At 34.2% G+C, this 20038-nt stretch carries 19 protein-coding genes; 1 reads left to right on the top strand and 18 read right to left on the bottom strand.

Going from position 1 to position 20038, the window contains the following annotated elements; all coding sequences use genetic code 11:
- Positions 1–314: 314 nt before the first annotated feature.
- The 4 genes from ACHRV3_RS13585 to ACHRV3_RS13600 form a co-directional block, all read right to left on the bottom strand.
- Positions 315–2222 carry an SPFH domain-containing protein gene (locus ACHRV3_RS13585; protein WP_047773586.1) on the bottom strand — a complete coding sequence of 636 codons (1908 nt, stop codon included), beginning with the start codon at positions 2220–2222 and terminating at the stop codon, positions 315–317.
- Between the two features lie 278 nt (positions 2223–2500).
- On the bottom strand, positions 2501–3070 hold the full coding sequence (locus ACHRV3_RS13590) for a hypothetical protein (protein ID WP_230002644.1): 570 nt from the start codon (positions 3068–3070) through the stop codon (positions 2501–2503).
- A gap of 161 nt (positions 3071–3231) precedes the next feature.
- The gene (locus ACHRV3_RS13595; protein WP_395435235.1) at positions 3232–3726 is read right to left on the bottom strand and encodes a TPM domain-containing protein; all 495 of its coding nucleotides are present in this window, start codon (positions 3724–3726) and stop codon (positions 3232–3234) included.
- A 207-nt stretch (positions 3727–3933) separates the two neighbouring features.
- Positions 3934–4416, bottom strand: a complete 483-nt coding sequence (locus tag ACHRV3_RS13600) for a TPM domain-containing protein (protein ID WP_395435234.1) — start codon at positions 4414–4416, stop codon at positions 3934–3936.
- A gap of 352 nt (positions 4417–4768) precedes the next feature.
- On the opposite strand from ACHRV3_RS13600, the gene ACHRV3_RS13605 reads away from it, so the two are divergent.
- The gene (locus ACHRV3_RS13605; protein WP_395435233.1) at positions 4769–5170 is read left to right on the top strand and encodes an NUDIX domain-containing protein; all 402 of its coding nucleotides are present in this window, start codon (positions 4769–4771) and stop codon (positions 5168–5170) included.
- A 65-nt stretch (positions 5171–5235) separates the two neighbouring features.
- On the opposite strand, the gene ACHRV3_RS13610 is transcribed toward ACHRV3_RS13605, so the two are convergent.
- The 14 genes from ACHRV3_RS13610 to ACHRV3_RS13675 form a co-directional block, all read right to left on the bottom strand.
- Positions 5236–5553 (bottom strand): hypothetical protein, encoded by a 318-nt coding sequence (locus ACHRV3_RS13610; protein WP_395435232.1) that lies wholly within the window; start codon positions 5551–5553, stop codon positions 5236–5238.
- Between the two features lie 48 nt (positions 5554–5601).
- Positions 5602–6045 (bottom strand): hypothetical protein, encoded by a 444-nt coding sequence (locus ACHRV3_RS13615; protein ID WP_395435231.1) that lies wholly within the window; start codon positions 6043–6045, stop codon positions 5602–5604.
- A 110-nt stretch (positions 6046–6155) separates the two neighbouring features.
- Positions 6156–6557 (bottom strand): DUF4288 domain-containing protein, encoded by a 402-nt coding sequence (locus tag ACHRV3_RS13620; RefSeq protein ID WP_047773575.1) that lies wholly within the window; start codon positions 6555–6557, stop codon positions 6156–6158.
- 38 nt (positions 6558–6595) lie between these two features.
- The gene (locus tag ACHRV3_RS13625; protein WP_395435230.1) at positions 6596–7102 is read right to left on the bottom strand and encodes a YegJ family protein; all 507 of its coding nucleotides are present in this window, start codon (positions 7100–7102) and stop codon (positions 6596–6598) included.
- Between the two features lie 149 nt (positions 7103–7251).
- The gene (locus ACHRV3_RS13630) at positions 7252–8934 is read right to left on the bottom strand and encodes a CocE/NonD family hydrolase (RefSeq protein ID WP_395435229.1); all 1683 of its coding nucleotides are present in this window, start codon (positions 8932–8934) and stop codon (positions 7252–7254) included.
- A gap of 202 nt (positions 8935–9136) precedes the next feature.
- Entirely contained in the window at positions 9137–9514 is a 378-nt protein-coding gene (locus ACHRV3_RS13635) for a DUF3703 domain-containing protein (protein WP_395435228.1), read from the bottom strand.
- Between the two features lie 194 nt (positions 9515–9708).
- Positions 9709–10116 carry a VOC family protein gene (locus ACHRV3_RS13640; protein ID WP_395435227.1) on the bottom strand — a complete coding sequence of 136 codons (408 nt, stop codon included), beginning with the start codon at positions 10114–10116 and terminating at the stop codon, positions 9709–9711.
- 56 nt (positions 10117–10172) lie between these two features.
- Positions 10173–10904 (bottom strand): helix-turn-helix domain-containing protein, encoded by a 732-nt coding sequence (locus tag ACHRV3_RS13645; RefSeq protein ID WP_395435226.1) that lies wholly within the window; start codon positions 10902–10904, stop codon positions 10173–10175.
- Positions 10905–10966: 62 nt separating this feature from the next.
- Entirely contained in the window at positions 10967–11464 is a 498-nt protein-coding gene (locus ACHRV3_RS13650; RefSeq protein ID WP_395435225.1) for a hypothetical protein, read from the bottom strand.
- Positions 11465–11837: 373 nt separating this feature from the next.
- Positions 11838–13226, bottom strand: coding sequence for a dihydrolipoyl dehydrogenase (gene lpdA, locus ACHRV3_RS13655; protein WP_047773563.1), 1389 nt, complete (start codon positions 13224–13226; stop codon positions 11838–11840).
- A gap of 343 nt (positions 13227–13569) precedes the next feature.
- On the bottom strand, positions 13570–14154 hold the full coding sequence (locus tag ACHRV3_RS13660) for an NUMOD4 domain-containing protein (protein WP_047773783.1): 585 nt from the start codon (positions 14152–14154) through the stop codon (positions 13570–13572).
- 204 nt (positions 14155–14358) lie between these two features.
- Entirely contained in the window at positions 14359–15123 is a 765-nt protein-coding gene (locus ACHRV3_RS13665) for a LytR/AlgR family response regulator transcription factor (RefSeq protein WP_395435224.1), read from the bottom strand.
- Between the two features lie 240 nt (positions 15124–15363).
- Positions 15364–16683, bottom strand: coding sequence for a RagB/SusD family nutrient uptake outer membrane protein (locus ACHRV3_RS13670; protein ID WP_395435223.1), 1320 nt, complete (start codon positions 16681–16683; stop codon positions 15364–15366).
- A gap of 12 nt (positions 16684–16695) precedes the next feature.
- A complete protein-coding gene (locus tag ACHRV3_RS13675) occupies positions 16696–20037 on the bottom strand; it encodes a SusC/RagA family TonB-linked outer membrane protein (RefSeq protein WP_230002586.1) in 3342 nt (1113 codons plus the stop codon).
- Position 20038: the final 1 nt, after the last annotated feature.

Below are 20038 nucleotides of genomic sequence, written 5' to 3' on the forward strand. Positions count from 1 at the left end.
TAAAAATTCATTACAGACAAATCTCTTAAATTCTTCACTGTATTTAGATTGCCATTTTGAGGTTGATATTTTTGTATATCGTTCCATTTTGTTACACTTTTGTGTAAACCTATTTCAGGACAAGACATGATTTGTCAAAGTAAATGACTTATTTAAAAAGTCTTTCGTAGCTTTCATTCAAAGTAAGAGTAAACATATGAAGATATTATATATTGATTTTAGTAAAAAATAGTAAAGTTAGATTTGATTAATTGTATTATAAAAAAATCCGACTTGCTCTCACAAATCGGATTTAATAATAAAATTGAAATCAATTATTTTTTAGGACTTTTTACATTTTTTTCGGTGTCCATCATTTCCATTAGTTTTAAGCCAAGCAGGCCACTTATAGATCCATCGGAACCACCGTTTCCTGTAATTAAAACATCCGGAATTACTTTGATGTTTCCTTTACCAATCTCTTCGGTTACTTTGTATTTGGTAAAATTATCACCACCCATTGCAGCAACTTGTAATTGATAAGATTCGGCTGTTGATTTACCAACGGCCATAATTTTCTCTGCTTCTGCCAAACCGGTTTTTGAGATTCTTTCAGCTTCAGCACTTGCTGTCAGTTTTGTAGCTTCGGCTTGCGCTCCGGCTCTGGCTTTGGTTGCTTCTGCTTCTGCATTGGCACGCATTTTTGTAGCTTCAGCTTCGGCATTTACATTTAATTTTAAACTGGTTGCATCACCTTCCGCTTTTTTTACTGTTGCATCTGCGGTTCGTTGTGCGATTTCAACACTTTGTGAAGCGCGAACAATTTCTTTTTGCATGTCGGCAATTGCCGTTTCTTTCTCCATTCCCTGACGTTGTTCCTGTGCCATTCTTTGGGTTTGATAGGTTTTTTGCTCTTCTTCGGCCAGTTTTCTGTCCGTTAGAGTTTTCATCAAAGAGTCCGGCGGTACAATATCTCCAATTAAGGTATCAACAGCGTTTACATTGTATTCGTCTAACACCAGTTTGATATGGTTTTTAGCAGATTCTTGACGCTCTTTTCTGGTTGATAAAAACGAAATTACGTCACTATCCTGAGCTGAGTTTCTAAAATAGTTACCAATCGTTGGCTCCAAAACCTGAGAAACCAGATTGTTCATGCTTCCGAAACGCGCAATAACTTTTGGCGCTTCATTGGCCGGTACGTGAATAATTTGCGCAACATCCAGATTAAACGGGAAACCATCTTTTGAACGTACGGTAATGGTAGATAAGTTTTTATCTAAATTATGAGATTCGCTTCGTGCATTTGCCCAGTTTAAAACCAGGTTAGTGGTCGGAACAGCTTCCAGTTTTGTGGTGTATTTATTAAGCGCATATTTTCCGGGACCAAGAGGTTCCATCCAAACACCACGTTGTCCTTTGGAAACAATATTTCCGTGTTTGAAAGTGTCGCCTGTTACGTCTTGTCCGTCTTCACCTATATAGGAGATTATAACACCAACATAACCGATTGGCACATCTGTCATTGGGTTTTGTTCAATCAAAACTCCCCAGGTATTGATGTAATACGAACCGGCAAGCATGACCTGAGGTTGCAAACCACGATTTCCGCCTTTGTCAAGGAACTGGTCAAAATCCTGAAAGTTATTATGTCCTTCGATAGATTTACCTGCAATTTGTCCTTGCGGAATTGGTTCGCCATCAAGAGCCGTTACGATTCCGATCATGTTTTCGTAAATCTTAATTTGATCTGCAATAACAATCTCAAACAGGAACGTATTGATACGATAAGACCCTGTTGTAATAAAGGCGGTCTGACGTCCTTTTTGTCCTCCGTTATTTAAGAAAGCAGTAGCATCCTGAAAATTGTCGCTGTCTACTTTTCGGGCTAGAATACGTCCGGTTGGGATTTCTTTTCCGTCTTTACTTAAAACGAGTCCGATTTTGCCTTCGGGAATCAAAGTAAAGCTTGTCATGTCTACTATGTATTGCCAAATCCACATTCCCCAATACAATCCGGGAGCTAAGGCCTGTGCTTGGTAACCGGCTTCTCCTTTTGTGGCAATAATTCTACCATCGGGAAGTGATTTGTCGGCACCAAACAGTACGAATTTCTTGGTTACAAGACCAATTTTATCTTCCGGAACAATCACCATTCCGAAGAAAACGCGAAGCACAAATTTGTAAAATAAGATGGAAAGTACAAGTAGTAAAATCCACCAATAAGAAGTAATTTCAGTCATAATTATTTATAGTTTATACTACAAACGTACTGCAAATGTTTCTTGTTAAAATGAAATATTTTTAAAATTAACATTTGATAACTCCTACTTAAAAAAGTTAAAAAAAGACTGATTTTATATCGTTGGAATTGTCAATTTGTGACACGATTTTTTGCTGTGTCAACTATGATTGGTATTTTGGATTTTAACAATTTAAAACAGGAATTGTTTTGTTTTGGATGTGGTTGGTGGTGGAATGGTTTTAAGCGATTTTAAAACGTATAATGTTTCTCCATTATTTAGAATTTTGTTTGATCTCTTTCGCAATACCAATTCGGTTGACAATCTGTTATAACACATCCTCCGGGAAAGGAGGAGTTTTTTTTAGGTTTTATTTTTTTTCCTTTTCTGTCAACTTCATGGCTATCTTTATTGATAAATTTTATCCCAACTACGAAACCATAGGTAATAGGTATAACTTGATTTCTCTTTTTGCATGTTGGACATTTGTGTTTTCTCTTTGATGTGGTGTACGGACAAACTGGCGTAAAGGGGATTTCAATTTTATAATTTTCAGTATCTTTTGGTCGTATGATATAAAGCTTATTTATTGGATAGTTCCTAATTGAGAAAGAAAGCTTAAAAGTATCCTTAGGTAAATTATTAAACTCAAATTCAAATGTATCACTAAGTAAGATGCTGTCTTTTTTATTTTTATATTTTAGAATGGCATATATTTTTTTGGGTAGATCAATTTTTTGCGAATTATAGTTCATTACAAGTTTTCCCGATATTTTCTCAGCTTGAGCAGTAACAGTGTGAGAAATATAAAAAAGAAGAATAAGTAATAGAATTTTTATTTGATGCATTTTAGAGTATATTTCGCTTAATGTGTTTCTCTTTAGATTTGAGATGAGTAAAAGCTCAATTTTTTTTAATGATATCGTATATTTGAAAAAATCAGATTTTTGCTGTAAAAAATATATTTTAACTAATCAGTTTTTGATTTCAGTGTTTTACCGTTAACGGGTTATAATTCCAGTTTTTTTATAATCTGAATTGTTCCTTCTTGCAGCCCTTTAAAATAGTCTCCTTTTTTTAGTTCAGGAATCACAAAAGTAGAGAGGATGATTTCTACTTCTTTGTCACTAAGTTTGTTGCGTAACTTTTCTACTCCGCGAATTTGTATTTGTCTCAATTGTTTGCTTATTACGAGCAAAATGGAAGCATCTATCTTTAAATTGGTATTCAAATATTTGTCGAGTTCCAGAGAATAATCGGCAAGTTCTGTGTAAGAACCTAATGTAGGGGTGGTTATAATCAGTATTTTATTGTTGGTTTTTGTGTCACAGGATTTTAAGGCTTCTTTTAAAGTTTCTACTTGTTGTGAAGTCAGAATTTTTTCGAAGTCATTTACATAATCGTAGGATTTTGCGAAGATATTTTGCGCTTCTGTTTTTGACTGAGCCAATGAATTGTTGAAAAAAATTACAGAAATTGTAATGATGAAAAATATTTTTTTCATGGGTAGATTTGGTTTTTGGGAGTCGTAAAAGTAGGATATTATTATTAGATATCAAGTTGTAATTTGATACCAAATCGTTACTATTTGTTGTTTTTCAGGAAGATTTAACAGAATCAAAAAAAATCCGGTTTGTGAAGACAGACCGGATTTTTTGGATTGAAAAACACATACAATTTATAGCTGTATAGTTCTGTAATTGAAGTAAGTTTATTCTATTTTTTTTAATATTTGTGCTATGCCATCTTCCAGACCTTTGTAATAATTTCCCTTTTTTAATTCCGGAACTACAAAATTGGCTGCGATTTCTTCTATTTCTTTGTCGGAAATCTTGCTGTGTAGCTTGTTAACACCCTGAATTCGCATTTGTCTCAATTTTTCACTCATGATAATTAAAATGGAAGCATTTACCTTTAAGTCATTGATTAGATATTTGTCCAAATCCAGCGTATAATCGGAGATGTTTGAGTAAGGGTTTAGGGAAGAAGTGGTTACAATTATAATTTTATGAGTTGATTTTGTTTCCCCTTTTTTTAGAACGTTATTGAGATTTTCTATTTGTTTTGGAGTCAGAATTTTTTCAAAGTCATTTACATAGTTGTATGATTTTGCAAAAATATTTTGCGTTTTCGTCTGAGCAAACAGAACATAAGGGAAAACTAAAGAAATTACAAGAATTAAAATTTTTTTCATGAGGTGTAGTTAATTTGGGTGCCGCAAAATTAGCATTTTATTATTGTAATTAGGTCTGTCAATAACTGTTAAAAATTAATTTATATTCGATTTTTTATAAGGCACTAAAATCGGAGTATTTTTTAATTTTTTTTGAGATGCAACAATCATTTCATCTTCGTTGATTTCGCAGAGCAGGACTGGTATTAGAAAAAAAGAGCAACGAACTTCATAGAAGATTGTGATAGAAATAAATGGAATCATAGAAGCCGAGCGAACGAAAAAAGAAGAATAAATCGGATTAAAATACCGGCTCTCTTTTAGCATTTTTTTTAATTAATAGTATATTTGAGGTCAAATTTAATTTTATAGTATGCCTGATTTTATTGATAAAGTGGCTTTGATTCACGTAAATGATCACAAGGTTCTGAGTACCATCTCAAAGAATAAAAACGCATTTTTTTTCCCTGGTGGAAAGAGAGAACCTGACGAATCAGATATTGATTGTTTAAAAAGAGAGATTGAAGAAGAACTTAATGTTACATTGAATGAGGATACGATTCAGTTTTTTGGCACTTTTGAAGCGCCTGCACACGGACATCCGGAAGGTGTAAATGTACGTATGATTTGTTATTTTGCTGACTATGTTGGTGAATTGAAAGCCAGTAATGAAATAGAAAGTTTTGCTTGGTTAGAATTTAAAGACAAAGCAAATTCCTCATTGGTTGATCAGTTGATATTTGATGAATTATATGAGAAAAAAATAATTAAATAGTAGAGATGCACTGCTGTGCATCTCTACTCTGCATCTCTACTGTGCATCTCTACAACAACAATGGGTTATAAACACCAAGAATTGATATTTTGGACATTAAAATCCAGACATTTTTTGGATTGTTCCTTAGAGATCGCAATTATTTCTTCTTTTTTAATTCCTGCATTATAGTAATAATTAGTGTCGTCTTCTCCATAAATCCATGCATCACTAGAACCGTTTTCCATAACTATACTATTAAAAACAAACACATTGGATTGTTTTGGGATGTAGTAATTGGGATCAATTAGGCATCCCCAGAGATTTTCCAAGAATGTGGAAGTGAAGAACAGATAGAGAAAAACAAATAGGAATGTCGTTGCGATGTACTTTCTGTATTTCATTATAATGGTTTTGAAAAATGTAAAAAAGAGAAGGAGTTTGATTTTGTTTTATTCAACTGTCCCACATTCAATAGGTTCGGGTTGTATCTTTAACTTTTTGTACATCCTGTCAAAGTCTTCTTTGGGATTGTTGTAATCGGTTTTTCCGTATTTGAGGTAAATAGTGGTTTTCAGATCGTCTTTAATCGAAAACTTCTTTTTATAAGGTTTACACTTTAGACCATAAACTTTTATGTCAATACGATTCTTGACGATGTCTTTTGGATTAAGAGTGAAAATGTCAATGCCATCAAAATTGGTGCAACATTCTGCTTTGATTCTTTTATTGCCGGAGTATATTTCGAAAAATGATCCTATTATAGTGTCTTTCGTCTTTTTCTCAATGGTCATTATTTCAATTCTGTAGTCTTTTTTGGAATCGTTGTTTTGTCCAATCAATGATAAACTGAAAAGAAAGAGGAAGGAGTAAATTATTTTTTTTATTGAGGGCATTTTTCAGGAGGGGTTATTTTTTTAGTAATTGTTAATCTGTTTTTTTGAGCTTTTTATTTTATGAAAAAACACTAATCCTTTAAAATCCCAACCAGATTAAAGAGATATTTTTAATCTTTCTTTAACTTTATATTTTGTAAAATATCTTCCTCGGTGCGTACAAACTTTTCTGATTTTCGATTGCTTATTGATCCATAGTTTGTCCACATTAGTTCACTTCCGTCTTCAATATTGTCCTCATAGATTGGAATCAAATCAGCAATTCCGACAAAAGTATATTCCATTTCAACGTTGTCAGAATTGGTAAAATTAATTTCACCATCTTTTCCTATTTTAACAGCTTTTTCATAAGCTAATTTTGGACTTTCGGCTTTTATTAAGTGGAAGTTCCCCCAAGTTACAACCCGTCGCAAATCATTTTCTTTGTTATTGTTAAAAGGCTCTCGTTTTTCAATAATTTCTGCGATATACCAATTTCCTTTCTTGTTGGATATTTTTTCGTTTGCACTCATTTTAGACTTACCTTTTTATGAATTTAAAAATAAGGTTTTTATTTTATTTTTATTCTACTTTGAGCATCAAATTTCTTCCTTTCTTCTACTGTCATACGATCTCTTAAAAGCCTAAGCGTATACCCTCCGCGTAATTCAGAGTTTTGTATATACATCCAATCACTAATATCTTTTTTTTCTATTTCTACAGTGTCAAGAAGTTTTATACCTTTTATTATTTCCGGAAAATTGTCAATTACGCCAATATATTTTCCCTTTTCAAATTTTTGAATATTCCCGATCCAAATATGTTCTATTTTTCCATTTTCTTCAAACCTCTTTTTTAAACCAAAAAAAGTAAAAATGCGGTTATTGTTTTTAAAAGCATAATCAAAACTATCAAGAGTTTGTTTTGCTTTCTCAATAGCTTTGTTCATTTCTATATCATCTTCTGTGACTTTATAAATTGTTGATTGATTTTCTCTTTCTATTTTCTTTTGTGAATGACAACTTATGATATAAAAAGATAAAAATAGAAGAAGTATCTTAATTTGTAGATTTTTCATGAAATGTCTTGTAATGTCTAGTCGTTTGGTGATTTTTAATAGTAAATAAGGGGGGATTAAATTTTAGTAGAATGTAATTTTAGATTGAGCTTAAAACAAAAATACTTTAAATGATCATTAGTTACTGCGGTCAGTTTATATTAGTCGAATTAGTTCTTCCATATCGGAATTTTTATAAAACTGTCGTTATGCCATTTTATCTGTAACGGTTCGCCAGCATCCTTTATACTTTCGTCTACGACTTCTTTTCCTGAGCCGTAATTTATAATATCAAATGGGTGTTTGTTGATGTTTACCAAGATTAAAAGCTGACTACCTTTACTAATTTGCTTGCTTATAAATCGGGTGTTGTTGACAGGAATGCTTTCTTTTTTGCCGGGTTCTAACAATTGTCGTTTGGCGTTGTCTTTTGCATAACTGGCTCTGCCGACATATCGCGTTAAGTAAAAATATTTTCCGTTTGGGAGTATCTCGTATAAAGCCAATGAAACATCCATGTCTTTTTTATTGATAGTTGCATAAAGATTGCCAAGAAAGGAGCCATTTATTGAAAATTCTTTCTCAAAAGGGTCTGTTTTAAAAACCAAAGCACCGCTTACATCTAGTGTATCAATAATAATTTTGGGTGTGTAGTAGTTGTTTTGATTTTCACGATCTTTAAAATCAACAGTTTGGATTTCAAAACCTTTCTGTTTTGGTTTTTTGACTGTCAAAGTTTTAGTGTTGAGATACAATTTTAGGGTGTCGTTATTTATTTTGTTTAATGAGGGAACGTGTTTCCATTCGTTTTTCCCCATTAACTGAAAGTTGACTTTGTCTTTTAACAGATCGGGTTTAGGTTTGTCTTTTAGAATATAATCAAGCCATTGATAAGCGAGATCCCCCATGCTAATGTTGGCAACGTTGTCTATTTCGTAGCCCATTAGATTTGGAGTTGCTTTTCGTTGTCCACTCCAATGGTCATAGGGACCAATTACAAGATAATGGTTGGCATTTTTGTTGTATTGGTTGTGCCGTTTGAAGTATTGTAAAGAACTAATCTGAGCACCATCATAATATCCGGTTGTAGATAAAACCGGAATGTTTATTTTGGCGTATTCCTGTGGTGTTGGTACTACTGATTTCCAATAGGCATCATAAGCAGGATGTTGCAGCCATTTTTGAAACATAGGATTTGGAATTCCGGCTAAACTGTCTAAACTCCTGTAGGAACTTCCTTTTTCAAACCATTCAAAAGGCAAATTTTTGCTTATGCCCTGCGATTTGTATATATTTTGATAGGGCCAGTTTAATGCGATATTGCTTTGAACATTATTCTCCATTGGCACATCAAAACCGGGCATTATTGCTACTTGTGGCACAATGGTTTTAAGTGCGGGATGAATGTTTTTTGCGGTTGCCCATTGCGAAAAACCGGTATAACTGCCTCCCAACATTCCAACTTTTCCATCACACCATGATTGTTTACTAATCCAATCTATAATGTCATAGATATCCGTTCCTTCGTGTTCATAGGGCACATAGTTCTTGAGGTCGCCTCTGATACCACGGGCGTAAGCGACAATTCCGACATAATCTTTGTCGGCAGATCTTTTGCCAAGAATAGCATCACCGGCTCCCTGATAATAGGTTGTGTAAAAAAGTACCGCAGGCAATGGTTGAACATTTGTTTTTTTACGAACTATAATTGCCGAGATCGGGATTCCGCTCTTTGTAGGTATTAAAACGCTGTCCTGAATACGGTATATAGTGTCAGCAGGATTGGTTTGTTGCGCAAAAACTGTTGTTAAACTTGTCAGTGTAAGTAAAAAGATTAAAAATAAATGTCTCATTCATTTTATGTTTTTGGTTGCTCAATTTTAACGTGTTGTGGGGTGTACCCGTTGCTACTGTTTTGGTAATTAGTGCTTTTGGGGATTAAAGATGCGATATTTTACTTTAAAAACAAGTTTTTGAAATACAAAATTCTCTTCAGATTAAGTCTATAATGCTAATCTTACCTACGGTTTTGTATGATCTTTTCTCCCTGTAATCTCAATTATAGCTTACACCTGCTTTATGGAATATATTTTTTATTTCTTCTTCAATTGGAAAAGATTTTAAAGGAGGGACATTGGCGCCTCCGGGATTTCCTGTGGGAATTTTGCCTACAAATGATTTTATACCACCAAAGATCAGACGAGGAATTTGTCCAAGAATTTCTTTTTTACTTTTTATTTTGAATCCGAATTGTAACATCTTCCAGTGTACATAAGTATGCGAAATCGGAAATTTTTGCCCTATAATATGGGCTCTTTCCAGATGATTCCAGGCAGCTTTTAAATTATTGGCAGTATATTCAGTTTGATATTTTTTTAATTCCTCATTATAAAATGGGGCTAATTCTTTTGGAAGTAATGTATTAAATTTCATGGTTTTTCTTTTTCAAAAAATGATATAATTAGCTGTAATATTCGTTGCTTATAAGTGCGCACGACTTTCGTTTTAGCACCAGGCGAGGTTGGAGATCTCGAAGCCGAATATTTTCGCTACAACGAATATAGGAATAAAAATGCTAATTTCATTGCAACTCCAATCTCATCCTGTGGCTGTTGGTGACAGATTATTTATACCTTTATATAGTTCAGATACCAATGTATTCCAAACTTATCCAGTACACAAACCAAATTGGTTTCGATGGTCGTTTCAAAAAAGTCAGAAGTAATATTCCCGTCAACTTTTAGTTTTTCGAATACCGATTTATGTTCAACGGGATTGTCAAAATTTATAGTGATTCCGATACCATTTCCATAATTTACATCCTCTTTTTCAAATCCGTCTGAGATATAAAAATGAATATTTTCGGCTTTAAATTCGGCGTGAGCAATTTTGTTTTTGTAGCTATCCGAAACTTGATAAGGTGTTTCAGAGAACCGTTGTACAAACGTTGTTTTTCCGTTAAAACATTCTTCGTAAAATTCTAAGGCTTCTTCTGTTCTGCCTTTAATGGTGAAATAAGCAACTAATGTTTTCATATTTTATGTTTTGCCAAAGATTGACATTAGTTAGACCAAAAAATTGAACGGAGTTGCTATTTTACACTTCGCGAAGGTAAAATGCCAAAAGCTTTAAAATAAGTTCTTGTAAAATGTGCCTGATCAGAAAACCCGCCTGAGTAGGAAGATTGTGTGAAATTCTGATTGTCGCATATCGCTTTTAAAGATTTTATCAATTTGGAATACAATACAAATTCTCTAAACGACATTCCGGTTTGTTCTTTAAAAAGATGGGAGAGTCGATAAGTAGATAAATTGTTTGATGCTGCAACATGCTTGAGAGTACTTTTTTCTGATTTCCGAATTAAATCAATAGCTTGTACAATTCGTGAATCCATTTTAACTGTGTTGGATATTATTCCGATTTTCGCAGCAATTTGGACAATTAATTCTTCGGTTAGTTTCTCATTATTTTCATTGACGGAAAACCAGTTCCTTAAGATTTCAAGGATGTTTTGTGTTTGAGCAGGAGATAGTTCTTTGAAAGTTTCGCTTTTGTCTGTCAGATTGAATCCCTGACTACAAAACGGATCAATATGAATAAAAGCAACATAACTCTTATACGGATTGATGAATTTTCGAATGGCATTGGGTTGAATAATTATTCCTGAACAAAAAACACTCTGTTGTCCGGATTCAAAGTGAAATTTTTCTGAAAACGAAACGGCTATGGTAATAGCATGATGCAAGTGCTGCTCAGTTTGAATGTCTTCTCCAATGTAGATTCCGCCAATCTCCGAAAATCCTATTTTTATATTTTTTCTCACGGAGGTTTTGTGTCTAAGTTTGGGTTGATGATTACTAACGGTTGTTAGCGCTCTATTTTTTTTTAATGTCTACTATCCGAAACTAAATATTTTTCAATGTGCTCTTTCCAAACTTCTCTTTTGTTAACGACAAATTGTTCTTCTTGACTATTTTTATTTTTTATGAGTATTCCATTACTTACCAAACCCATTGTCTTAACAAATTCAACTGCTTCGATTTGATTTAGAAGTATAATTTGTTCATGTCGTTTTATGTAGTTTATTAAATTGGTTTGAAAAATTAGCCTGTCACTCATTAGGTAAAGTGTTCCTCCAACTGCTATACCATCTTTAAAATGATTTGTCATTCCGTGATAAATTACGAGTTGTTTGTCAATGTCTTGAAATTTAATTGAGAAATCAATTTTTGAAAATATTTTGAAGTAAAAAAGAATAGGTGAGAGTACTAAAATGAAGACACTAACAATAATTGCAATGTCTATTTTGACAGTGTACGCAAGGTAAGTAAACATAATAACTGCAAAGATTAATCCTGATAAAATAGAATATTTAATTTTCATTTATTGATATGTTTTTATTGAGATGATTTTTTTTATTCTCGAACAATTTAATCGTTACTGTTTTAAGGCTAGTTGCGGCTGGAAATTAAAGGTGCGATATTTTCCCGTTAAACACAAATTTTGAAATTACAAAGTCTTCTTAACAGGAATCTTTTTAACTGCTAAGTGCGCAGGGGTTTACGCAAAGTTCGCAAAGTTTTTTAGACAAAGCTTTGCGAACTTTGCGTTTTTATAAAGGCTCGCATATCAAAAAAATCTTTGCGACCCTTGCGGTTTAAAACAAACGACAGAAAAAAAATCCGATCTGCTTTACACAAATCGGATTTTTAATTGAAAATTATATATAACCGTCGTCGTCCTGACGCGGGTATTTTTACAAGTGAATTACTTCGCCGTAAGCATCTGCAACAGCTTCCATAACCGCCTCACTCATCGTTGGGTGAGGGTGAATAGATTTTAAGATTTCGTGACCTGTAGTTTCGAGTTTACGAGCTACAACTGCCTCAGCAATCATATCTGTAACTCCGGCACCAATCATATGACATCCTAACCATTCTCCGTATTTAGCATCGAAGATTACTTTTACAAATCCGTCTGAATTACCCGAAGCTTTTGCTTTACCTGAAGCTGAGAATGGGAATTTACCAATTTTTAATTCGTATCCTTTTTCTTTTGCTTGCTTTTCAGTCAAACCAACAGAAGCGATTTCTGGAGTTGCGTAAGTACAACCCGGAACGTTTCCGTAGTCAATTGGGTCTACGTGTAAACCTGCAATTTTCTCCACACAGTTGATTCCTTCAGCAGAAGCTACGTGAGCTAAAGCTTGTCCCGGAGTAACGTCTCCAATTGCGTAGTAACCAGGGATATTAGTTTGGTTGTAAGCGTTTACCAGAATTTTATCACGGTCTACAGCAATACCAACTTCTTCTAATCCGATGTTTTCGATATTTGTTTTGATTCCAACTGCAGAAAGTACGATGTCTGCTTCAAGGATTTCTTCTCCTTTAGCTGTTTTTACAGTTGCTTTTACACCAGCACCTGTGGTATCTAATTTTTCAACAGAAGAATTAGTCATTACTTTGATACCTGCTTTTTTCAAAGATCTTTCAAATTGTTTTGAGATATCTTCGTCTTCTACCGGTACTACATTTGGCATAAATTCTACAATAGTAACATCTGTTCCCATTGAGTTGTAGAAATGTGCAAATTCAACACCAATGGCTCCTGAACCTACAATGATCATAGATTTTGGTTGTGTTGGTAAGGTCATTGCCTGACGGTATCCAATTACTTTTACACCATCTTGTGGTAAGTTTGGTAACTCACGAGAACGTGCTCCTGTAGCAATAATAATATGATCTGCACTATATTCGGTAACTTTATTGTCTTTGTCTGTAACGTCCAGTTTTTTTCCTGGTTTTAGTTTTCCAAAACCTTCGATAACGTCAATTTTGTTCTTTTTCATTAGAAACTGAACTCCTTTGCTCATTCCGTCTGCAACATTACGACTACGTTGTACCACTGCCGGGAAGTCTTTGTCGAATTCAGTAACTTTTAATCCGTAGTCTGAAGCATGTTTCAAATAATCAAAAACCTGAGCCGATTTTAATAATGCTTTTGTTGGGATACATCCCCAGTTTAAACATACACCACCTAAGTTTTCTTTTTCAACTACCGCTACTTTAAAACCTAATTGTGAAGCTCTAATAGCTGTTACATATCCACCAGGACCACTTCCTAAAACAATAACGTCGTATTTCATTTTTTTTGCTTTTAATAGTACTACCGAAAATGAAGTTTTATAGATCCGAAACTCATTTTCAATTTCTTTGTTATTTGTGATTGCGAATTTAAGGATTTATTTTAAAAAAAGGACTATAAAGGTAAAATGTGAATTGCGATTTGTGAAATGGTTGACGTGAAATGGGAATCTTAATGAAGGGGAGTTGTGTACAGTATAGTATCAGATGTTGAATGGTATCGTTTGCCAAGGAGAGCGGAGTCGAAGCTCTTTTGTGGTTAAAAGGTCTTCGACTTCGCTCAGCCTGACAGTTGGGGTATCACATTTTTATAATTTACATTTCACGGTAAAACAGACAAAAAAACTAGACCTTGATATGTCCCCAGTTCTCACCGCTGGCGATTCTTCTGATTTGCATTTCGCTTACACCAAACTGTTTTGCGATCATTTTCAGACGTGTTTTTTGTTCAGGTCTGGCCAGAATTTTTTTGATTAACATGACTTTCGTAGTGGTCAGTTTTCTTCCGTCGGCTTTTAAGTTGTGCTCGATCAGATTCTTTTTGGCCTGAATTACACGTGGGCTTTTACGACTGTGTGCCATCATTTCGGGTTTTGTCGCCCAACATAAATTGTTGCTGTCGTCGTTGCTTCTGTTGTAGTCTAAGTGCAAAACATAGGTTTGCTCTTCTGATTCTTTTGGAATGAAATAGTGCGCAACCAGTTTATACAAAAACAGGTATTTGTTGATAATTTTGTCGTCTTTTTTGACTTTAAATCTAAAAGTAGGGTAGCCGTCACTCAGGCCTCCTTTTAAGAGGCGACCATTTTCCATTTCGTCTATAAAGCTAATTAATCGGCCTCTGTTCGAAATGGCATATCTAAGTTGTAATGAGGCGTTTATTTCTATTTCTTTGAATTCTTCGTTTGGATAAAATCTTATTTGTGGCATTTTCTTTTTCATTTGAATTTTGTGTCTCAAATATAAATAATAAAGAAAAGTGAAAAGCTACTTTGCTGGTTCTGAGGCTCAGTTTTATGATTCCTATAACGCTAATTTAACTTTTTTAAGAAGTTTTTTGGGATTTGGAACTTGCCTTAGAGGTGCCGGATTTTAAATTACATTTTTTTTCTCAGAAAAACGGTTTGCAGTGCTTTATTGATCAAGCCAGTTTTTAAAGTTATTGATTTCTTTTTTGCTGATAATTATAGGGTCAGTTTCTAAGGGAGAAGTCGTAAGTTTCAATTCTATTTTTTGATTAGAATGTTTGATGACTTCTTTTATAATGTTTCTGTTTACGATGTATTTGCGGTTAACTTTAAAGAAAATCACCGGATCCAGATTGTGAATAATATCGGTAAGTGTATTGTTGTACAAATAACTATTCCCTGAATTTGCATAAATAAAAAGATGTTTACCGGAGGCTACAAAATAGGTAACATCATTTTCGTTGATCGAAATAAGTTTATAACCGTGATTGACCAAAAAGTGGCGCTGTACTTTACTGGTTTCAGGATTTTCGATAGCAACAAGGGATTGTAGGGTAGCATCGCTATTGAAAGTGGTTTTTATTTTTTTGAACTTCTCGAGTGCTTCCAATAAATCCTGCTCTTCAAAAGGTTTCAGAAGATAGTCGATTGTAAAATGTTTGAAGACCGTTATCGCATAAGAATCGTAGGCGGTAACAAAAATAACAGGGCAGGCGATCGTGGTTCTTTCGAAAATCTCAAGACTTTTTCCGTCGCCGAGATGAATGTCCATAAAGGCAAGGTCGACAGGATTTCCGGTAAAAAAAAGAACGGCTTCTTTTACGGATTTTAGAATAGTGATTTCTGTTATCTGTAAAATATTTTGCTGCTCTAAAATAGATTTCAGAAAACTCGATGCAAGATACTCATCTTCAACAATGGCAATTTTCATCTTCTTTTGAATGTAAGGTTAATGATGCTTCTGTATCAAAGAAGCTGGTATTTGGCTCTGCAAATATATTAGTTACGCTTAATAATTAATAAAATTGGATTGTTTTTTTATCGAAATTTTTAAGTGATTCTGTTTTATTGTCAGGAAGATAAAAATAGATAAGGATATTTTTATTTCTTCCGTTTTAAGCAAAAAAAAAGTCCAGCTTTGAAACTGGACTTTTTAGAAAACAAATAGGCATTATAGATTGGGATTGTTTAATCTCGCGTTTGCCGGAAAAAGAATGGTATAACGTGGATCGTTTTGTATTAGAGTGTGAGTTTCACCATGCAAAGTGTGAACGATTTGTTTTTGAGAGGTTCTTCTCAAATCAAACCAACGTTGTCCTTCTACAGCAAACTCACGTTGTCTTTCTTGTAAAATTAAAGTGTTTAAATCTGTAGCATTCATTGTATTGATTGCAGTTTCAAGTTGTGTGTATCCAGCCGCAGTATATCTGTTTTTGATAAAGCTTAATACAATTGTTCTGGCATCGGCAAGTTTGTCTAATTTTAATAAAGTCTCTGCTTTTGTCAAATACAATTCAGAGGTTCTGAAAGTACATTTTTGGTCGATATTGGCTCCTTTTTGAATTTTGAATTTACTTCCGCTTGCTACAAACAAAAGAGGGAAACGTAAATCTGCTGTTCTGTTGTAGGCTGTCAGTAAGTCTGTCGAAGCATAAGTAGCACGTTGAAGACCGGTCATATATCCTTCTTCTAAAGCTAATATAGATTCTTTTGAATCGTATTTATTTGGAAGAACCGGAGTTGCTTTTAAGTCAACAAGATTGTTATTAATTACCAAGGCTCTATTAGCAGCATCCAAAGATCTTTGCCATTGTTGCATGTACAAATAAAGACGGCTTTCGAAAGCATATAAGGCAACTTTAGAAAAACGGTAATTAATACCTTTTGCCTGAGTATCTTTGTTAATTAATTGTCCTGCTTTATCAGTATCAGAAATAATTTGATTGTAAATTACTTCAACACTTTGAGGTATGTAAACCTGCTCTAAGTCAATTTCAAGCGCCAATGGAACTCCTTTGTCTGATGCAGCAGTTGCAGGATTGTAAGGTTTTCCGAAAAGGTTAATCAAATCAAAATAGGCCATTGCTCTTAAAGCATAAGCTTCTCCTATTAATTGATTTTTTTCAGGAGAATTATCTAGCTTAGAGGATGCATCATTAATGACTACATTGGTGTAAAAAATAGTAGTATATAAATCCTGATAATGAAAAGTTTGTGTAAAACGATCCGGGTTAGCATCGTTCCAGTTATAAATGTCTTTGTAGAGATTAATTTCATCTCCAAATTCATCCATAATTAATTCGTCAGTACGAACTGCAGTTAATGATTTGTGCTGTGGGTAAGTGTTGTATCCTCTGGTCAGAAGGGCACGATATTGATCTAATGTTTCCGGAATAACTCGGCCCATAGGGGTAACATCGAGATAATTATCACAGCTTGTTATTGCAAGTACTGCAACAAAAAGGGCTATATATTTTGAGAATTTTTTCATCTTTAAATTTTATTAGAAAGTTACATTACATCCTAAAGTGAATGATTTAGGAACAGGTTGCGCATAAATATTTCCGAAGGTTTCCGGGTCAAAGTAACCTTTGTAATCAGAACTGATTACGAATAAGTTTCTTGCTTCAACATTAAGTCTGATACTTTGAATGTTTATGTAATCTGTAAATGTCTTTGGGAATGTATATCCTAAACGAACACTGCTTAATCTCATATAACTCATTTCACTGGTCCATGTGTCTAAGTAGTTCATTGTAGGTATTGGATTCCTTGTCGAAAAATATTGGTAAGCCATCCATGAATCTCCTGTACCTGATGTCTTGCTCGTAATTCCAGGTAAGTTAGAAGAGGTATTTGTCGGTGACCATGCATCTAAGATATCTCTGCTGTAATTTTGTCCTCTGTCAACTTGTGTTCCGTTGTATGGAGGAGTTCTTGTAACGGTCTGTTTGATATTAAAAGAAGCAGCGATGGCAAGATCAAAATTATTTACTCTAAAGGTATTTGTTAAACCTCCTGTAAACTTAGGGTCTCTGTCTCCTAAATAAACAAATAAGTCTCTAAATTCAGTAGGTGTTAACTTTGAGTCAGCAAATTCTCCAGGAAAGAAATCTCCCCAAACGTCATATAAACCAAAGAAAGTTTGAGCATTTACAGTTTCTCCTTTTTTGTTTACAAATAACGGATAACCATTTTCGTCAATACCGTTTGTTTTAAAACCAAATACAGCATTTACAGCGTAACCTTCTTGATTTGGTAAGAAACTATTGTCTCTTACAGCCAGACGATCTACGTTACTTTTGTTGTGAGAGAAGTTAATACTTGTATTCCAAGAAAAGTTTGGACGGTCGATATTTCTTGTAGATAAAGTAATCTCGAAACCTTTATTACTTACTTGTGCCCAGTTCATGTTAGTGAACTCAAAACCATTTTCTAACGGAAGTGCTTTCAGACCAATTAAGTCTGTACTTTTTCTTCCATAGACATCAGTAACAATGCTAATACGGTTGTTAAATAAACCAAGGTCCATACCGAAGTTGGTATTTTCTGTTTTTTCCCAACGCAATTTATCATTTGGAGGACTGGTAACATTAATAGTAGGCTCTGCTTGTCCTGGAAGGATAATGGCCGTACTGTTTGTACCTACTACATAAGGAGAAGTGTTTTTGTCAATATTTCCTTGTAAACCATATGAAGCACGAAGTCTTAAGTTAGAAATCGTTAGATTGTCTTTTAAGAAATCTTCTTCAGATACTGCCCATGAAGCAGAAGTTGACCAAAGAGGTAAATATTTGTATTTTGGATCTACACCAAACAAATCAGAACCATCATATCTAACACTTCCAAAGAAGCTGTATTTTCTGTTGTAGGTATAAGCAGCCGTTGCAAAGAATGATGCAAAAGCATTCTCGTTTTTAGATTTAGCGTAGGTTCTGTAATCTGATTCTTTAGCCAGACCAGCATTTGGGAAAACAATTTGCTGTGTAGTTAAATTGTTCTCATCAAAACCAAAACCTTTAGTAGCGATCGTTGTGTTGTAATTTCTTCTTAATTCATTACCAACCATTGCTTCAACTTCATGTTTTCCTCCTAAAGTTTTAGCGTAACTCACCATTGTTTTCAGGTTGTACTGAAAAAAGTCTGAGTTGGTGTTTTGGATAACACCACCAACCGGAAGAAAATAAAGTTGATTACCACCACTGAAGTAGCTCGTTTTTTCTTTTAAGTTTCTTGTATAATAAGTGTCTTTACCGGCGAATTTCTCACTAGCGGTATTGTCTAATTGTAAACCTAATTGACTTGTTACTTTTAAACTTTTGGTAAGTTTGTATTCAGCATCAAATAAGGCTTTTAAGGCTCTTGCTTTTAATTCGTAAGAAGTGTTTTCTCTTTCTTCTATGAAATTAAAAGGTACTCGACGATCTGAATATCCTGCAATATCCTGATCGTATTTGTAGCTTCCATCAGCATTGTATGGAGTTAAGTACGGGTTTACGTTTCTGGAGTACGTTGACGGACTTGTAAAAGCGTAAGAATCTGTTAAGTAAGAGGTAGTTATGTTTTGAGAACCAAAAATACTAACACCCACTTTGAATTTGTCTGTTATTTGGTAATTGTTTTTTAAGGTTACGTTGTAACGCTTGAAACCAGTTCCAATAGTAGTTCCTTTTTCATCATAATAACCTAGCGAGAAGTAGTAATCAGATTTTTCTCCACCACCGGATAAACTTAAACCATGTTGTGTATTGATAGCGGTTTGGTATAATAAATTACCCCAGTTTGTATTGTTGCCTCTTAAACTGTTGATCGATTGTTGTGTGTTTGGACTCAAAGAAGAGAATCCACCGGCTCTGAAAGCATCTAATTCATTCGATCCGTTAAGGATACGAGCTATATCACCACCGGTGTCTCTATACGTTAAATCTGAACGTCCTGCCATATAAAGTTCTAAATCTACTTTCTCAGAAGAATTCATCAAATTCAATTTAGAAAATTCAGGTCTTTGTGTAATAAAAGTATTGGTATTAAAACTTACCACCATTTTACCGGCTTTACCTTTTTTAGTAGTTACTACAATTACACCATTTGCAGCACGTGCTCCATAAATAGCTGTTGCAGCAGCATCTTTTAATATCGTAATATCTTTAATATCGTCAGGGTTTAAACCTGCAATAGAATAGTTGTTTAAAACATCAATATTGTCTTTGTCAAAGTTTTTAGGAATATCATTTCCTTCTAATGGTAAACCATCAAGTACCCATAACGGATCTTGTGCACCACTTAAAGAGGCAGTACCCCTGATTCTGATTTTTGCAGGTGCTCCCGGTGCTCCCGATGGTGTGCTAACAGCAACTCCGGCAATTTGTCCAACTAATAACTGGTCAATACTCGAAACCCCTGTTTGCTGGATAGCAGACATGTCGATTTTTGTAATGGCTGAAGTAAGCTTTCTTTTCTCAATTTTTTGGTATCCTGTTACCACAACTTCTTGAAGTTTTGCAGTCTCAGATTTTAAACTGATTGTGTAATCTTTTTGAGATGGTGATAATTCTAAAGTATAAGAAGTATATCCCATAAAAGTAACTCTCAAGGCAGTAACATTTTTGGCTATTCTTAATTGAAATTTACCATCAAAATCAGAAGTAGTTCCAATTGTTGAAGTTTGAATGATTCCCGCCATAGAAGTTTTGTTGGAAATCGAGTTGTTTTCGACGAAAATAGAAACTCCTGGAATTGGAGATTTATCATTTTCATCGAGTATAATTCCCGTAATGGTTCGGGTTTCCTGCGAGTATCCTGCGATGGCCAGGAGTAGCAGTAAGGCATGTAAAATTTTTTTCATG

It is taken from the genome of Flavobacterium sp. FlaQc-49, assembly GCF_044005985.1.
Classification (GTDB): Bacteria; Bacteroidota; Bacteroidia; order Flavobacteriales; family Flavobacteriaceae; genus Flavobacterium; species Flavobacterium cupriresistens.

Bases quoted from the DNA above. Each gene is read 5' to 3' on its own strand.
- ACHRV3_RS13585 (WP_047773586.1), bottom strand. From the start codon at position 2,222: ATGACTGAAATTACTTCTTATTGGTGGATTTTACTACTTGTACTTTCC.
- ACHRV3_RS13590 (WP_230002644.1), bottom strand. From the start codon at position 3,070: ATGCATCAAATAAAAATTCTATTACTTATTCTTCTTTTTTATATTTCT.
- ACHRV3_RS13595 (WP_395435235.1), bottom strand. From the start codon at position 3,726: ATGAAAAAAATATTTTTCATCATTACAATTTCTGTAATTTTTTTCAAC.
- ACHRV3_RS13600 (WP_395435234.1), bottom strand. From the start codon at position 4,416: ATGAAAAAAATTTTAATTCTTGTAATTTCTTTAGTTTTCCCTTATGTT.
- ACHRV3_RS13605 (WP_395435233.1), top strand. From the start codon at position 4,769: ATGCCTGATTTTATTGATAAAGTGGCTTTGATTCACGTAAATGATCAC.
- ACHRV3_RS13610 (WP_395435232.1), bottom strand. From the start codon at position 5,553: ATGAAATACAGAAAGTACATCGCAACGACATTCCTATTTGTTTTTCTC.
- ACHRV3_RS13615 (WP_395435231.1), bottom strand. From the start codon at position 6,045: ATGCCCTCAATAAAAAAAATAATTTACTCCTTCCTCTTTCTTTTCAGT.
- ACHRV3_RS13620 (WP_047773575.1), bottom strand. From the start codon at position 6,557: ATGAGTGCAAACGAAAAAATATCCAACAAGAAAGGAAATTGGTATATC.
- ACHRV3_RS13625 (WP_395435230.1), bottom strand. From the start codon at position 7,102: ATGAAAAATCTACAAATTAAGATACTTCTTCTATTTTTATCTTTTTAT.
- ACHRV3_RS13630 (WP_395435229.1), bottom strand. From the start codon at position 8,934: ATGAGACATTTATTTTTAATCTTTTTACTTACACTGACAAGTTTAACA.
- ACHRV3_RS13635 (WP_395435228.1), bottom strand. From the start codon at position 9,514: ATGAAATTTAATACATTACTTCCAAAAGAATTAGCCCCATTTTATAAT.
- ACHRV3_RS13640 (WP_395435227.1), bottom strand. From the start codon at position 10,116: ATGAAAACATTAGTTGCTTATTTCACCATTAAAGGCAGAACAGAAGAA.
- ACHRV3_RS13650 (WP_395435225.1), bottom strand. From the start codon at position 11,464: ATGAAAATTAAATATTCTATTTTATCAGGATTAATCTTTGCAGTTATT.
- lpdA (WP_047773563.1), bottom strand. From the start codon at position 13,226: ATGAAATACGACGTTATTGTTTTAGGAAGTGGTCCTGGTGGATATGTA.
- ACHRV3_RS13660 (WP_047773783.1), bottom strand. From the start codon at position 14,154: ATGCCACAAATAAGATTTTATCCAAACGAAGAATTCAAAGAAATAGAA.
- ACHRV3_RS13665 (WP_395435224.1), bottom strand. From the start codon at position 15,123: ATGAAAATTGCCATTGTTGAAGATGAGTATCTTGCATCGAGTTTTCTG.
- ACHRV3_RS13670 (WP_395435223.1), bottom strand. From the start codon at position 16,683: ATGAAAAAATTCTCAAAATATATAGCCCTTTTTGTTGCAGTACTTGCA.
- ACHRV3_RS13675 (WP_230002586.1), bottom strand. From the start codon at position 20,037: ATGAAAAAAATTTTACATGCCTTACTGCTACTCCTGGCCATCGCAGGA.